Below are 14,815 nucleotides of genomic sequence, written 5' to 3'. Positions count from 1 at the left end.
TAGAGCACGCTTTTGGTATTGGAAACAATCTGAAAGACATAAATCAACATGGTCAGTTATTTACTGCATACAGCATTCCGGCCAATTTCGGCAACCGAGACGGATCAATCCATCATTCAGATGACAGCCATAAGGGATAAGCGTGATTGCTGCGTAAGCTTCGGGAGTAAAGTCGATGCATTTTTATGAAGAACCTGGGCCTAAACCAAGTTGGTCGGTACATCGATATGTGATGTGCCATCATTAACTGGTCTGATAACTTTGTTCATCGTCAAGGGTTACTGCTGATCGTCACCTGAAACTGCCTGGAACTCAATCTGACTGATGGTTTCATGCTAAAACGTGATGTGCTAGTTCTAAATTCTCAGAGCTAAATGTAATCTTGCGGACGTTGCCGGCGACAGGAGGCCTTGAACAGCTCATAATAGGCAACAATGACTGCCGTCACGCTTGAGTAAGGATGTTGGCTATTGCTGGTGGAAGAGAACTAACGGGAGATTGGTAGTTGGTAATAGCCCGTGTCTGAGACGTACTTTTAGGAACGCTCCACTTAAGTCATGGTATGAGCGCTGGATTATTGCGGTGTCTTCTCATCCAGCGCTAAAAATACTTCTCTAGTGCAAATATGTTTAAGCGTACATTACGGGATAATGGCTGGGATAAAAACGCTCACAGATTGATGGTGATGGGGCTTCAATAAGTCTAGTGAAATGGGGACATCCGACCAGCTAATTAGCCTGATAATCACAGTTTGAGGTTTTGTTTAATAAGAATTTTGATGAATTGTCACGTGATTTGACATTTAGCGAGTATTAATTATTTTGTTTTAAATTAGAATTCAATGTATATGCTAATGATAAATAGTCCCCCGTCAGTGCAATGATAATCAGTTTAAAGCGGAATAACGCGGTTTCTGGTTCGTTAATAATTGTGGATGAGAATTCATTTAATGGTTATTAGATTAGAAGATGGTTAGTGCTATTGTTGAATATGATTAAGGCTAGTATAATAGTTATTATGTTTAATTAAGAAACAAAATTTGTTACTTTTAAACGAATACAAACTGGTTATGAAGTTTGGAGGAATCGATATTGGATAAGGAAGAAAAGCTGGATCGGTCGTTCTTTGGCCAACCCCGTGGCTTGCGGACGTTGTTCTTCACTGAAATGTGGGAACGGTTCAGTTATTACGGGATGCGCGCGTTACTGATCTACTATATGTATTACAGTGTCGCTAAGGGTGGCTTGGGATTCGACCAAGTCACTGCCGCATCGATCATGTCAATTTATTCGGCCTTAGTTTACGTTTCTAGTGTTCTCGGTGGCTTTTTAAGTGACCGGGTCTGGGGGAGCCGTAAGACCGTCTTTATTGGTGGGGTCTTCATCATGTTGGGGCATATCGTGCTCTCAACCCCATTTGGCGTTGGCGCATTATTTGTTTCCATCGCACTGATCGTTATTGGGACCGGGTTATTAAAGCCCAACGTTTCAGATATGGTTGGTCAATTATACACCGCTGAAGATACGCGCCGGGATGCCGGTTTTAGTATTTTCGTCTTCGGGATTAACTTAGGTTCACTAGTTGCACCAGCATTAGTTGGTCGAATTGGATTGAACGTGAACTTCCACTTAGGGTTCTCATTAGCCGCCATCGGGATGTTCTTTGGTCTGTTGCAATACTACTTTGATGGTAAGAAGAACTTAAGTACGGCTAGCCTTTACCCAACTGATCCATTGGAACCTGGTGATATGAAGAAAATCACCACACGGACCACACTGGGTGTCATCGGAATTGCTTTAATCTTACTCTTAATGTGGTTAATGCATGCCTTGACACTCAATAACGTGATCAGTTTGATCAGTATTCTGGTTATTTTGACCCCAATCGTCTACTTTATCTTGATGTTAACGTCTGAAAAGATGGATGCAACTGAACGTTCACGGGTTCGTGCCTACATTCCATTGTTTATTGCCGCAGCGTTATTCTGGGCCATTGAAGAACAAGGATCAGCCGTGTTGGCATTGTTTGCCGCCAACCGTGTTAACCTCGACCTTGGTTTTGTGCACTTAGCTGCCTCTGATTTCCAAATGTTGAACCCATTGTTCATCATGATTTACACCACACCGTTCGTTTGGTTATGGACGAAGTGGGGTAAGAAGCAACCTAGCTCACCAGCCAAGCTTGCGGTTGGGTTAGTATTCGCGGGTGCTTCATACTTGATCATGGCCATGCCAGGTGCACTCTTCGGAACTGCCGGTAAAGTTAGCCCACTCTGGTTAGTAGCTAGCTGGGCAGTCGTTGAAATCGCCGAAATGCTGATTTCACCAATTGGGTTATCTGTGACGACTAAGTTAGCGCCAAAAGCGTTCGCCTCACAGATGATGAGTATGTGGTTCCTGACTGACTCTGTTGGTAGTGCACTGAATGCGCAAATCGTTCGTTTCTACTCAACGAAGACTGAAGTGCCATACTTCGCAATTATTGGAATCGTCAGCGTCTTACTCGGGATCGTGCTGTTTGCGATGGTACCGATGATCAAACGGTCAATGCAAGGCGTTCGTTAAACGCAATTTTAATGAAGGTATGTTATCTTATTGATAGCATATCTTTTTTTTGTGAGGAGGAATTGACATCGTACGGCTAGCTTTCAGTAGTGATAATCATTTTGATGTGAATCGAATCGATGCGGCCGCGATGATGCGCGCCCAAGCGACCTATTTATTGCAACAAGGCGTGCAGTGGTATTTAGTTGCTGGCGACTTGTTCAATGATTTTCAGCGCAGTGAACAGTTTATTGTCGATTTACAGGCGTTATTAGGCACTCAGACCCGCGTTTACTGGATTGCGGGTAATCATGACATGGTTCACGGTGTTTCGTTTGACGAGCTTGAAACGGGCCAATTCGCGGGTTATCTCCATAACCGCTACGTTGATATTCCCGGGACGGACTGGCGCGTGATTGGCAATAACGGCTGGTATGATTGTCAGTACGCCGCCCAGGAGCCCGACACGACGACGGCCGACTTCTTGCACTGGAAAAATGCGTTTTGGATTGACCGGGCCATTAAACAACCAATGAGCGATGGGGAACGGACAGCGTTAATGCTGAATCAAGTCAAAGCGCAATTGGTCCTGGCGGCCGCTGAACAGAAACAAGTGGTGTTTATGACTCACTTTGTGCCGCGGGCCGACTACTTGCAGTTTGCAACCGGGAAGCGGTTTTGGAATATGGCTAACGCGTTGATGGGAACACCACGTTTGGGCGAATTATTGGAACAGTTCAGTGTCGCCCACGTCTTGTTTGGGCACTTACACGTTCATCCGAAGCCACGGACCTTTGGGCAGACGACTTACTACGATCAGGCGGTCGGATATGGCCTCAAACGAATCAATGAATGGCGGGCAACTAATTTCATGGCAGAGTGGTATCAAGATACCCAAATCATTGATTTGAAATAAATTCAAAAAAGTTTTGAAAAAGCCTTGATTTTTTATTCAAAATTATGTATTCTAATATAGTTGAATGATTCACGGAGGGGTAGCGAAGTCTGGCTAAACGCGGCGGACTGTAAATCCGCTCCTTCGGGTTCGGTGGTTCGAATCCACTCCCCTCCATTTCATTTTTGGGCTATAGCCAAGTGGTAAGGCAACGGGTTTTGATCCCGTGATGCGCTGGTTCGAACCCAGCTAGCCCAATAGATAACACACAATAGTCGTCAATGAGACTCAATGAGCCTTGTATGACGGCTTTTTTGTTGCCAATGACACACAATAAGGCACAATAGGGCACAAATAAAATGCACCACAATTGCACCAAAAGTGCACCACAGAATGCACCACGGATTTATATTAAATGTCCATGTAACGAGCTAGCTTAGAAGCCGCCTCGTTTCGTTGTTTTTTGGTAACGTGTAAATAGATCTGTTGTGTGATCTTTAAATCAGCATGACCGAGAGTTTTAGATACTTCGTTAATAGTGGCACCGGCTTCGAATGATAAAGTACAAAAAGTGTGTCTAAAAGCATGAATCTTTATGCGTCTTAGATCGTATCTTTTACAGATACTACGATTCCAATGGTCAGGCATACTCGGTGAAAGTGGTTGATTATCGTTGCTAGCAAAAACAAGCTGTTTAGGGCTTTTTGAATTGAATCCTAGTTCGAAGTATTGCCTAGCTTGGGTCATCCGCCACTTATGAAGCCATTGCAACGTCTTAGGGTCAATCGTGATAGTGCGATAGCTGCTGTTTGTCTTAGGCGTCTGCACAACAATTCGCCAGTTCTTACCTAGTGATTGTGTCTTATTAACCGTTATTTCGTTGGTCTCAAAGCTAATGTCTCGCCACTGTAATGCTAGCGCCTCACCACGGCGTAGCCCAGTGAACGCTAACAGACGGAACAACATAAAAGCTTGCGGGTTGTCATAATCATAGGCACAATCAAGAAAACGCACTAGCTCGGACTTCTCATAAAAATCTATGTGAGATGCTTGCCGGTGTTTCTTTTGTTTAGGAATGCTAGTTTTATCCATTGGGTTACGGGTAGTTAATTCCATCCGGACACCAAAATCAAAGACACTGATGACATACGTCCTAAAACGACGGTACTGTTTTAACCCCTGATCAAGCCATTTATGCACGATTGATTGACATTGGGCTACTGTGATACACTTTACCCGTTGAGAGCCTAATACGGGCAATATATGCAGTCTGAATATATCCGCTGTCTTAGCCCAAGTTGATTCTTTAACTTGTGATTGGTAGTCCTCACTGAACCATTTTACATATAACTCGTTAAAAGTAATATCGTTGTTTGATACATAACCTTTTCTAGTAAAATCTGTCTGAACATTGGAAGTCCATAATTGGGCTTCTTTTTTTGTCTTAAAACCACGCTTGTGCATCCGTTTGGCCTTACCGTTGGTATCTTTACCCACGGATGTAAAAGCCTCCCAGAACGCACCAGATTTCGTTTTATACTGCTTGAATGTAGCCATATTGATTATTCCTTTCATACCAGCTGGCGGGCAAGTATGTAGGAAAGCTTAGTCTTTATTTTCGATACGTTTAATATTCTCTGTAGCAGTTTTATTTTGAAGAAAAGTTTTAAGTTGTTTACGGGCAACAGAGTTAAGTTTTTGAGTTCGTTTCTCGTTAGATACTCTGTCTATAATCATTTGTGCATTTAAGTTCTCTAAATTAGTAAGTACTAACAGTTGCTCCATAGTGGCGTTATCACGAATATTTCCTTTAATGTGTGGATTAAGTTGGCGCCATTCTCCTGCGGTCACACCAAATAATGCAACATTAAGTCGATCGGCCTCATTAGCGTATGCAAACTTAGCTTCTTGTGTAGTTAATTTTTGAGGGATTAAAGCTTCCTTGATAGCGTCTGTGTGAATTCGGTAATTAGCTTTTGAAAGAGCTCGGTTTAGAGTCCAATCAAGGTTAAAATGACTCTCGGAGCTTTGTTTTAATTGTTGGTAGTCTTTGATTAAATAGAGTCGAAATTCGGGAGAAATCCAGGAAGCAAACTCAAAGGCGATATCCGAATGAGCATAGGTACCACCAAGACGACCAGGCTGTGAGGTTATACCAATTGCTTGTGTAAGAGTGATCCATTTTTTGGGAGACATTATAAATGAATTAGCGCCGGTTTCTGAAAGTATTTGTTCAAAGGCCTTGTTATTAAAACTGGAGTTATTCATTTGTTCCCAAATTCCTAAGAATTCAAGTGTATTTCTATTTCTAAGCCAGTTTTTAATAAGGTCCGCTGGAGCGTCAGGGGACTTATATTTAGCAATACCAGTTAAACTTATAAAATCGTTATTGCTAGTGCCATCGTTAAATAAATCAATTGACGTCCCTTGAACGTCGATTGTAGTGTGTTCTCTTGTCATAATAAAACTCCTTTTCTAAACCTGGTCGAAATCGACCAGGTTTATTTGTTAGCCTGTGGATAACTTCTTGTAAATAGCTTTGAATTCCTTTCATACCAGCTGGCGGGCAAGGTATGTAAAAAGAAATCATCAATCGAAGTCTTCGTCCTTTTCGGGATGATTGATACTATCTATCTGATGTTGCAGAAATTCTATTTCGTCTGATTGTAGGGAAATTGTGTCATATAGATCAGCCACTACGTCAGCGAGTGCGTATTTTAGATCTTTCAGATTTGTGGAACCCTCGATTAATTCAATTGAAGTGGTTCTAGAGCTTTTGGGCTCCTTTTGTGCCCCGACAAGATAGGCCTCATCAACATTTAGAACAGCTGATAGAACCCTCAATGTTTCAAATTTCGGAGATGTTTCTCCAGTTTCCCACCTAGAAATAGTAGCGTAAGAGACTGGTTTTACTTTTGTGTTGTGTTCTGCGAGAAACTGATTATACAAGTCTGCAAGTTCAGTTTGAGTCAAGTTTGCGTTTTTTCGTGCTTGTTTAATTTTGTCGGATTGCCCCTTAAAAAGCGAAGCAACAAAGTCGTTATCTTTACTCATGTCTGCATCTCCAAATCTATTGTTTTCATTTATTAAACAATAGATTTACATAAAATGCAAAAAATAATTAAATGTTTGGTATAACATCTTTACATTTTTTGTAAATTGATATATTGTTATTTACATAAAATGTAAAGGAGATGTTTGAATGCAATCTATAATTACCAACAAACAGCAGAGAAAATTAATAATGGTATCTGCACTTAATCGGTTAAACAGAATGAGTTTGGCCAATGAAATCGGGGTATCCGAACCAACATTGAGAAAAGTATTAGTTTCCAAGCCTCCAATTATAGTTAATAATCGTACGTATTTTCAGGTCAACAAGTGGTTAGACGGTCAAGTAGAGGAGGGCGAGCCATGAATGACTTAGTAACACTGACATCACAGCGGCTGGACGCGGAAGCATATACGACCGGCGATGTGATTGCGGAGTATGCGGGAATTACCCACCATGCTGTTAATGTAACAATCAATCAACAGTATGAGAGATTGGCACGGGCAGGTAATGGCAAGGTGTCATTTAAAATGAAGCCTATGCTAAGTGGTCAAAAGGCAAAAGTATATTTACTCAACGAGCAACAGGCTACCTTGTTGATCACATTCTTAAAGAACACACCACGGGTAGCTGATTTCAAGGAGGAACTTGTTAGACAGTTTACAGTTATGAAACGTGAGTTAATTTTGCGGCAGGCTAAGTTTGAACTAGGTAAGGATTTTTCTAAGTCATTGCATGAAGCAATTAGAGAAAGCCCGGCGCTAGGTGAACACGGCCATTTGTATGTGAATATCAACAAGTTGGTGTATAAGCAGGCACTGGGGGTTAATGTGAACGAGTTGCGCAAAGCTCGCAATATTCCTAAGACCGAGGCTATTACTCACTACTTAAGTTCTAGTGAGGCGGATGCGGTCAAGCGGGTTAAGCAGCAAATCAGAACGCTACTTGAAATGAAGCTTGACTACCAGCAAATCAAGCAAGCCTTGCAGATTCAAGGCGTGATTTACCGTATTGAGTTGCAATTGCCAGCTAAAGCATCCGTCAAATAGGCAAAATTGGCTTTACCGACAGTGGAACCTGATTGATAAGGATTGAAAGGCGGTGAGGATAATTACAGAACCGATTAAGGTGTTATTAAGTGATGAACAGGCGCAGGCACTACGAGACTTCGTATACCAGCTAACTACGGATTCAATCAGTCAGGCTAAGCGTGATGTGGGTGCTAGTCAGCAGTGGTTACGCAAGAAGAAAGCGGCGGCGTATGCGGATGTATCAGAGGGAACGTTTGCAGGCTGGACGAAGCAAGGATTAACTGGTCACGTCATTAATGGATCAGTGCTATTTAATAAGCACGACATAGATTTTTATATCAATCACAATGGAAAAATGAAGTAATAAAATCCGGCTGGCGGGCAATTGCGTTTGATGAACACATAATAAATTCGAGTGAGGATGGTAACTATGATTGGAACACTATTGATGAGTTTAGTTAAGTTTATGATTATTTCAGCGGTTGGCAACGTGTCATTTAAATTGATTGCTAATCCGGGTAAGTATTTCGGTTAGGCAGATTAAGGAGTTAGAACATGAATGAGTGTACAAAAAAAGTCCGTGTTACTCGCCAAAGTATCACACGGACAGCCTGAAAACACTACTGTTATGGGCTTTTTGTATACTCATTTTACTACAAAATGAGGAGTAAACACAATGGGTAACCCAATTTATGAACTATCAAAGTTAAATGATATTAGCGCGGCGTGCAAGCACGCGGGTATTTTACTAGAACGGGTCAATAAAGCAAATAGCAGCATTTTAGCCATTAGTGATTTAGTTGAACCAACGTTGAAACACTTAATTAGTAATGTGCCTGATTATTTTGAGTTAGACGCTGACAGACTACGAAAAACACTTAAAAATCGAGAAACGACTATTTACAGCGTGATGTGCGTACTAACTGAAATGGGTACACTAGCAATGAATATTGATGAGGAGACAAGCGGTCTAAGTGGGGTTATTGATGACATTAATAGCACTGTAAACGGGATTAATGACGGCATTAACTCCATTTTGGATGGTGGTAACTCGGATTACAGCGATGATAACTCACAGGGGGCGACTGATCATGAATAATGCGCAAACCCGACTAAACCATGCTAGGACGACCTTACAAGGAACTTTATTACAATTGGACTACTTACAAGAGCTAGTCAATCAAACAGTAATGCGTGATGGTCAGCGAGCTAAAATTAGCCAGCAAATCCATAACATTAAAGTGAACAACCAAGGTGCATTGAAACAACTGGCATCCGTCTATGAACTCCCGTTAGTCGGGACAGTAAAGTAGGGTGGTGAGCGAATGAAAGTAAATGACAGGCTAATGAGGGCGCTACAAATTGCCCGTGAGGGCGTCGCGGTATACCCCTTAGCAAGTAACAGCAAAGTGCCGTTAAAAGGCACACAGGGCTATAAGGACGCTACCACGGATGTAGAAACGATTAAAGGTTGGTTTGAGCATGTCCCAAGGGCGAACCTTGGCATCCGTTTAGACCAAGCTAAGTTAATCGTGGTGGATATTGACCGACATGGTGATATTGATGGCACGGAAACATTGAGAAAACTTAATCAGCAAGGCAAACCCTTACCGAGTGACACTTATATTGAGCAGACTCCGAATGATGGCTTACATTACTTCTTTAAGTTGCCGGTTAAGCTAGATATGAAACGGCGAACGGGTCTATATCCGGGTATTGATGTGCTGGCTGACTTCGTATTAGTAGCACCGAGCGTGATTAATGGTAGTGCTTATAGGGCGATTGAGCCAACTAACGATATTGCTACGGCGCCCCAGTGGTTACTTGATGATCTGTTACCCAATCAACGGATGAACAAGGCACCGCAGCACGCCTCACAGATTCAAAAGACATGGGCGGGACGGATGCTTGATGACTTAGTGGCTGGTACTGGCGAGGGTAGTCGTAACAGCTACCTGACTTCGTTATTAGGGAAGTTACTACGAACTGGCTGTAATGGGATGACGGCCTATGAACTACTGCAATATGCTAACGAGCGATTACAACCGCCACTACCGGATAAAGAGGTTAATACCATTTTTAAATCTATTATTAAACGGACGTAGGAGGTGTCAATGTGTCAGAGGATAAGAACTTAAAGCAAGCCATCCAAGAGCATGACAAGCGGATTAATAACGTCACAGCTTTAAAGGGTGATAATTGGCAAGATCAACTCCGATTAACGACCCAAGGGGCTATTCGGCGGAGTTCACTATACAATATTTTACTGTTTATTGAAAATGACCCGAATTTAAAAGGTGTGTTGGCATATAACGAGTTCTCGGATCGAGTGGTGAAGTTACGTTCCAATGATAAAACGGGATTAAAAAAGGGCGATTGGCGAGATACGGATGATTCCTTGCTACGGTTTTATTTTGACGCACAATATAACATTTTGCTATCAAAGGATAACTTGCTGGATAGCATTGTTAAAGCGTCACAAGAACACGGGTTTGACCCGATGAAAGAACGGATCGAAACGGTGAAGTGGGACGGCCAGCCAAGGGCGGAAACCTTTTTCATTGATTACCTTGGTGCCGAGGATAATCACTATACACGGATGGTAACTCGCAAGTGGTTAGCTGGGGCGATTGCACGGGTTTATCTTCCCGGAGTGAAGTTTGATATTATCCCAATCTTAGAGGGCACTCAAGGGCTTGGGAAGAGTACCTTGGTGCGTCAGTTGGCACCAGATTACTTCAGTGATGACATGAAGAGCATGAAAGACAAAGACGACTACCAAAAGTTAATGGGGAGCTGGATTATAGAACTTGCTGAACTGTCAGCCATGAATAAGACTGATGTTGAGAGCATTAAGAACTTTACTAGTGCCCAGTCTGACTATTACCGCAACACTTATGCACGCCGGCCAGAACAACATCCGCGCCGGAATGTCTTTATTGGTTCGACCAACCATCGAGACTATTTAAAAGACGCCACCGGTGAACGGCGCTTTTATCCAATTAAATGTGGAGTACAGCCCGTTACTAAGAACCCACTAAAGGCGAAGCAAGCTGATATGTTACAAATCCTTGCCGAAGCTAAGACTTGGTTTGACGCTGGCGAGAAGCTTTATTTTGACCAGCAGACGCTTAATGAGGCCAAAGCCTATCAACAAGAAGCCCAAGTTATTGATCCAATGCGCGAGGCTGTGAATGATTATCTGACAATGATGGTACCGACTAATTGGGAAGAATTGACGGTTAGTGTTAAACAGTCATATTTCACGGCTATTGAGAATGGTAATCCAATTGATTCGGATTCAGAAAGCTGGTTACATGCGAAACTAGCACCGAATAAAGAACCAATTCAGTGCACGACTACCCGTGAGATCATGGCGGTTGTTTTTGATCATGCGACTAACAAATATTTTAGTGGTCGGACTAACGCCGAAGCTAAGAAGATTAAGTTGATTATGGACAATACAGAGGGCTGGGAATATAAACGAGTACACATTGGAGAACGCTATTTACGGATGTATGTTAGGTGTTAAATAGAAGTTTGTTACTAAATAACGTGGTTCAAGTGGTTCAAAGTGATGTAAAGCTATATATACCAAGCGATACAAAGATTTGCTAACGTGGTTCATACGTGGTTCAACGTGGTGCTATCATGGTTCAAATGAACCACGATGACCACGTATGAACCAACAGCAAAGCAATAACAAACGTTGCTATACCGGCGTTTGAACCAATGAACCACGATGACCACGTTAAAACGATATTAAACTTTAAAGAATTGCATTTGAGATGAAACAGAAAAGGTAGGTGCCATTAAAATGACGTTATCAATGACTGAATTTAAAGTGTTAAACATGTTGCCTCGTGGTGCGGGTTACCCAATGACAACACCGAATATCTGCAAGGTAACCGGGCTTAAAGAACGGGATGTCAGAGAAGCCATTAGTATCTTAATTAATCAACACGGCGTGCCAATTGTCGCTAACCGGAGCGGTCATAATACGGGGATGTTTATTGCAACGGATGAAGCCGAGTTGAATATCGGGGTCACTTCGTTTAAGAACCAAGTTACTACGATGAACGCCCGTATTAGAGCCATAGAGCAAGCTGACTTGAACGGCTGGGAGAAAGCCCTAAGACCAGACATTAAGCGCTTAGAGACACAAGTAAGCTACGATAAGGAGGCGAACTAGTATGCGAGTACTTTACCCTAAGTTAGTTGAAGAAGCCTATAATTACATTGCTAAGGCTGAACCAGCCGTTAAGAATGCGCCTAACGCTGTTAAGTCAGAGATATACAGCAAGATGGTTAAGGACGGGATAATTGATGAGAATGGCGAACCACACAGACAGCTATTGATCGGGGCTTCATTGATGGTGATAGCGAGCTAGATTATGAACCGGCTACGCTGACCAAGTTTAAAGCAATGTACCCGTGTTATAAGGAGTATGACGATAGCCATTTCAGTCACACCGAGCAGGGCTGGGTGATTGACAGCTATGTAATGAAGTCATTATCACTTAAAGTTCTCAATGACCCGGACAGTAGCGAAGAACAGTGCGCACTCGCCCGTCATGCACTACAAGAGATTGAACGGTTTAGTTAATAAGTGTAAGTGAGTATCGTGCTAAAAAGTACGATGCTTTTTTTAGTTGAGCGAAGTTGTCCCGTTAGTTATTTATATGAAAATGGCTTGTTATATCAATGGTTAAAAGGCTTTGATGGCAATATAAAATATTGGAAAATAATGGAATCAAAATGTTAGAAAATGTTAGAAATTAAAAACGGGTTAATATTAACAATTGCTAGTCTAAAAGCTGAATAGGGGTTTACAAAAGTTTACAAAATGAGCAGTATTGTGCAGACCGAACTGCCTTATAAAACCTTATGTGGAACGACCTATTAAAACCTATTATTGTTTTGCTGTGTAAACTGCTTGTTTCTGCTAATGTGTGGACTGCTCGTTGGATTGATTGTAGGTCGAAAATTTCGACTTGCCCTGTACAGAGTTGAAAAAAAGTGATCGCTACAATTGATTAAGCACGTCTACAACTTGACAAAACATGACATTGTTTTGCAAACTCATAGGGTGCACCCCGTAACACCGATATTTCAACAATATGGTGCAACCCTATGTTGGTAAATGTTGATATTATTCGTACAAAACGGACACCATATAGTAAGTGAAAAGTAACCCGACACGATTAGACGGCATATTTAGCTGGAATGTTGTTATAGCAACCTCTATAGGCTAATGAAAACTCATGAGATGTCGGATTATGTCGGATTTTTTACTGGAAAATACTGGAAATTGAACATTGCCAGTTAGTTAATAGCTGGAATGCTTGGCATGACTGGTTTTAGAGCCGTTTTAAGTAAATGAAAATGTTGGAAAATGTAGGAATGTAAAAACGGATGAGTATGTCAACTGGCTTAGATGACGTTGGGTTACTGGTTGGGTTACTTGCTGGGGCACTCGAACGAGCATATAATGCAGACAGTCGTTCGTGAAGTAGCACGGACACCATGTTATAATTCGATTGTGGGGATTAATTGTAGCGTTGCCAGGAATGGCAACATACGTTAAAAGAGATGTTTGCGGGGTGGCTAGCGTCCCTTTTTTTGATGATTAGCAAGTGGTATGATGGGTTTAAGGAGTAGGGCTAGAAAACGTCAGCTGTAAATGCTGGCGCTTTTTAGTCTTTTAGGGAGCGAAAGCATGGAACAGTGGTATCGTAGCGCACGCCAATATTTAAAGCAGTACCGTTTTTACCATGGGATTGTTGAGCAGGCAGTTAATGACTGGGAAGGGGCAGAGAAGCCCAGGCGATTGCAACAAATGGAGTTGTATTGTCAGCGGGTTACTAATGCAATTGATAGCATCCGTGATGAACGTCAAGCCAATCTATTGCGTAATGAGTTCATTGTGGCGGATGGTAGCCAACGGGTGGCCTATGAACTATCGGGACTAAGTAAGTCGCAATATTATGTCATCCGTAAGCAGGCTATGTGTGAATGGTTGCAGTTAATCAATCAACACAAATAAGTTAGAGAAAACTGGAGTTTTAGCGTGTTTTGGATTAATCGTAAACACTGATATAGCAATGCCATTGAACCCTGTTATCATAGCCATAGCATTGTTATTTTATTAACAACCGTACAGAGGGTACGCCTGTTGTACCGATCCTAAAATGTTAGGAAATGTTAGGGTGCAAGTGTAACCGGAGTTACGGTTGTAAATAATGGTGCAACAAAAAAGCCATCCGTTAAGATGACTTTATGTATTGCCCGCCAGCATGATTAATCGGTAAATTTATGTGTTTTGAAGATAAAATGCACCAAAAAGTGCACCACGGACTATTTTTGAAGCCTGAAAACACTCGTTATCATTGGTATATCAGCATTTATATATAAGACTGGTTCGAACCCAGCTAGCCCAATTAGGGAAATTCGATAGCCGGCAATCAGGTGTAAAAGCCTTGATTGCCGGTTTTTTTGTCGCCAAAATTGCAATTTGCAAGTGCTCGAAACGGCTACGCTGAGATGCAAAGGATTCCGGCTCTTCGTCAAGTGGAGTTGAGACAATCTTTATGAAGTAGGGTCCCAAGTTCAAATATCATCATCTCCCTTGGTGATTGAATCCGTATCGGATGGTGCTAAGTGCTAGAGCAGGATTTAAGGACGACATTAGATGCAACCGAATGCTGTGAATGACTTCAACTCGAGCAGAATGTGGGCGATTGATCATGGCTTTCGGTGTGATTAGCTTAGCCGCTGAGCAGCCACCATTTTAATTGCTTCATTCGAAGATATCCTCAAAAAGAATGAATTTTTATACGCAAAACTGGTATCGCTTTCTTTGCTGATACGGTAAGATAATATTGAAGTTGGCAGTTAAACCTCGCCTGGAGCAACAAAACCAGCATCACGATAATTCGCTTGGAGCACCTGAACAGCGCCACTTTTCACGCCTTAAAGGGATAGTGACGGCGTTTAAATCCAAGTTCGGGTATAAATGGATATAGGCCAAGCAAATGTCACCGGTAAATGGCAGTTTACGGGCTTGGCGAGCGTTACTATGTGCGTTTGTAGAGTTTGGTCCCTTTTTATCCATGATTAGTGGGGCGCACTTTAAGGAACTTTTCTGGGCTGATGGAGGACAAATTGCCACTCGCGCGAAATTACCGTTAGCGGTAAGCTTAGTTCAAGCCTGATTCGTCTCTAGCGAAGCAGGCCTTGCAAACTAAATCATGACGAGGAGGAACCACGAATGCCAGTTACAAAAATTAAGTTA

General features: G+C 42.1%; 14 protein-coding genes and 2 tRNA genes. 13 read left to right on the top strand and 3 right to left on the bottom strand.

Annotated features, from left to right (window positions below; all coding sequences use genetic code 11):
- Positions 1-1,091: 1,091 nt before the first annotated feature.
- The 4 genes from KGF70_RS14965 (at position 1,092) to KGF70_RS14950 (ending at position 3,696) form a co-directional block, all read left to right on the top strand.
- The gene (locus KGF70_RS14965; protein ID WP_216768487.1) at positions 1,092-2,564 is read left to right on the top strand and encodes a peptide MFS transporter; all 1,473 of its coding nucleotides are present in this window, start codon (positions 1,092-1,094) and stop codon (positions 2,562-2,564) included.
- Between the two features lie 61 nt (positions 2,565-2,625).
- Positions 2,626-3,459 carry a metallophosphoesterase gene (locus KGF70_RS14960; protein WP_216768488.1) on the top strand — a complete coding sequence of 278 codons (834 nt, stop codon included), beginning with the start codon at positions 2,626-2,628 and terminating at the stop codon, positions 3,457-3,459.
- Positions 3,460-3,532: 73 nt separating this feature from the next.
- Positions 3,533-3,615 (top strand) — tRNA-Tyr (locus KGF70_RS14955).
- A gap of 9 nt (positions 3,616-3,624) precedes the next feature.
- Positions 3,625-3,696, top strand: a tRNA-Gln gene (locus KGF70_RS14950).
- A gap of 153 nt (positions 3,697-3,849) precedes the next feature.
- Here KGF70_RS14950 and KGF70_RS14945 read toward each other — a convergent pair.
- The 3 genes from KGF70_RS14945 to KGF70_RS14935 form a co-directional block, all read right to left on the bottom strand.
- On the bottom strand, positions 3,850-4,995 hold the full coding sequence (locus tag KGF70_RS14945; protein WP_216786482.1) for a site-specific integrase: 1,146 nt from the start codon (positions 4,993-4,995) through the stop codon (positions 3,850-3,852).
- 48 nt (positions 4,996-5,043) lie between these two features.
- Entirely contained in the window at positions 5,044-5,898 is an 855-nt protein-coding gene (locus tag KGF70_RS14940) for a KilA-N domain-containing protein (protein WP_216768485.1), read from the bottom strand.
- Between the two features lie 129 nt (positions 5,899-6,027).
- On the bottom strand, positions 6,028-6,492 hold the full coding sequence (locus tag KGF70_RS14935) for a helix-turn-helix domain-containing protein (RefSeq protein ID WP_216768484.1): 465 nt from the start codon (positions 6,490-6,492) through the stop codon (positions 6,028-6,030).
- A 360-nt stretch (positions 6,493-6,852) separates the two neighbouring features.
- Between KGF70_RS14935 and KGF70_RS14930 the strand changes: the two genes are divergently transcribed.
- From KGF70_RS14930 to KGF70_RS14890, 9 genes are all read left to right on the top strand, one after another.
- Complete coding sequence (locus KGF70_RS14930) at positions 6,853-7,539, top strand: Rha family transcriptional regulator (RefSeq protein ID WP_216768483.1); 687 nt, start codon at positions 6,853-6,855, stop codon at positions 7,537-7,539.
- Between the two features lie 52 nt (positions 7,540-7,591).
- Entirely contained in the window at positions 7,592-7,885 is a 294-nt protein-coding gene (locus KGF70_RS14925; protein WP_181185340.1) for a hypothetical protein, read from the top strand.
- Positions 7,886-8,197: 312 nt separating this feature from the next.
- Positions 8,198-8,620, top strand: coding sequence for a hypothetical protein (locus KGF70_RS14920; RefSeq protein WP_216768482.1), 423 nt, complete (start codon positions 8,198-8,200; stop codon positions 8,618-8,620).
- Positions 8,613-8,834, top strand: a complete 222-nt coding sequence (locus KGF70_RS14915; protein ID WP_216768481.1) for a hypothetical protein — start codon at positions 8,613-8,615, stop codon at positions 8,832-8,834. The genes KGF70_RS14920 and KGF70_RS14915 overlap by 8 nt, the downstream gene beginning before the upstream one ends.
- Before the next feature lie 12 nt (positions 8,835-8,846).
- Complete coding sequence (locus KGF70_RS14910) at positions 8,847-9,626, top strand: bifunctional DNA primase/polymerase (RefSeq protein WP_216768480.1); 780 nt, start codon at positions 8,847-8,849, stop codon at positions 9,624-9,626.
- A gap of 11 nt (positions 9,627-9,637) precedes the next feature.
- On the top strand, positions 9,638-11,053 hold the full coding sequence (locus tag KGF70_RS14905; protein ID WP_216786481.1) for a virulence-associated E family protein: 1,416 nt from the start codon (positions 9,638-9,640) through the stop codon (positions 11,051-11,053).
- 285 nt (positions 11,054-11,338) lie between these two features.
- Positions 11,339-11,713 (top strand): DNA replication protein, encoded by a 375-nt coding sequence (locus tag KGF70_RS14900; RefSeq protein WP_216768478.1) that lies wholly within the window; start codon positions 11,339-11,341, stop codon positions 11,711-11,713.
- A gap of 1 nt (position 11,714) precedes the next feature.
- Positions 11,715-11,912 (top strand): hypothetical protein, encoded by a 198-nt coding sequence (locus tag KGF70_RS14895; RefSeq protein WP_216768477.1) that lies wholly within the window; start codon positions 11,715-11,717, stop codon positions 11,910-11,912.
- Positions 11,913-13,240: 1,328 nt separating this feature from the next.
- The gene (locus tag KGF70_RS14890; protein WP_216768476.1) at positions 13,241-13,567 is read left to right on the top strand and encodes a hypothetical protein; all 327 of its coding nucleotides are present in this window, start codon (positions 13,241-13,243) and stop codon (positions 13,565-13,567) included.
- The last annotated feature ends 1,248 nt before the right edge of the window (positions 13,568-14,815 follow it).

It is taken from the genome of Lactiplantibacillus sp. 7.2.4, assembly GCF_018991185.1.
Lineage (GTDB): Bacteria > Bacillota > Bacilli > Lactobacillales > Lactobacillaceae > Lactiplantibacillus > Lactiplantibacillus pentosus.
Note: the sequence above shows the minus strand (reverse complement) of the source record. Positions and strands in the feature narration are given on the sequence as shown.

What these genes read in the sequence shown, in the direction of transcription:
- KGF70_RS14945 (WP_216786482.1), bottom strand. Translation starts at nt 4,995, where the DNA reads ATGGCTACATTCAAGCAGTATAAAACGAAATCTGGTGCGTTCTGGGAG.
- KGF70_RS14940 (WP_216768485.1), bottom strand. Translation starts at nt 5,898, where the DNA reads ATGACAAGAGAACACACTACAATCGACGTTCAAGGGACGTCAATTGAT.
- KGF70_RS14935 (WP_216768484.1), bottom strand. Translation starts at nt 6,492, where the DNA reads ATGAGTAAAGATAACGACTTTGTTGCTTCGCTTTTTAAGGGGCAATCC.
- KGF70_RS14930 (WP_216768483.1), top strand. Translation starts at nt 6,853, where the DNA reads ATGAATGACTTAGTAACACTGACATCACAGCGGCTGGACGCGGAAGCA.
- KGF70_RS14920 (WP_216768482.1), top strand. Translation starts at nt 8,198, where the DNA reads ATGGGTAACCCAATTTATGAACTATCAAAGTTAAATGATATTAGCGCG.
- KGF70_RS14915 (WP_216768481.1), top strand. Translation starts at nt 8,613, where the DNA reads ATGAATAATGCGCAAACCCGACTAAACCATGCTAGGACGACCTTACAA.
- KGF70_RS14910 (WP_216768480.1), top strand. Translation starts at nt 8,847, where the DNA reads ATGAAAGTAAATGACAGGCTAATGAGGGCGCTACAAATTGCCCGTGAG.
- KGF70_RS14900 (WP_216768478.1), top strand. Translation starts at nt 11,339, where the DNA reads ATGACGTTATCAATGACTGAATTTAAAGTGTTAAACATGTTGCCTCGT.
- KGF70_RS14895 (WP_216768477.1), top strand. Translation starts at nt 11,715, where the DNA reads ATGCGAGTACTTTACCCTAAGTTAGTTGAAGAAGCCTATAATTACATT.
- KGF70_RS14890 (WP_216768476.1), top strand. Translation starts at nt 13,241, where the DNA reads ATGGAACAGTGGTATCGTAGCGCACGCCAATATTTAAAGCAGTACCGT.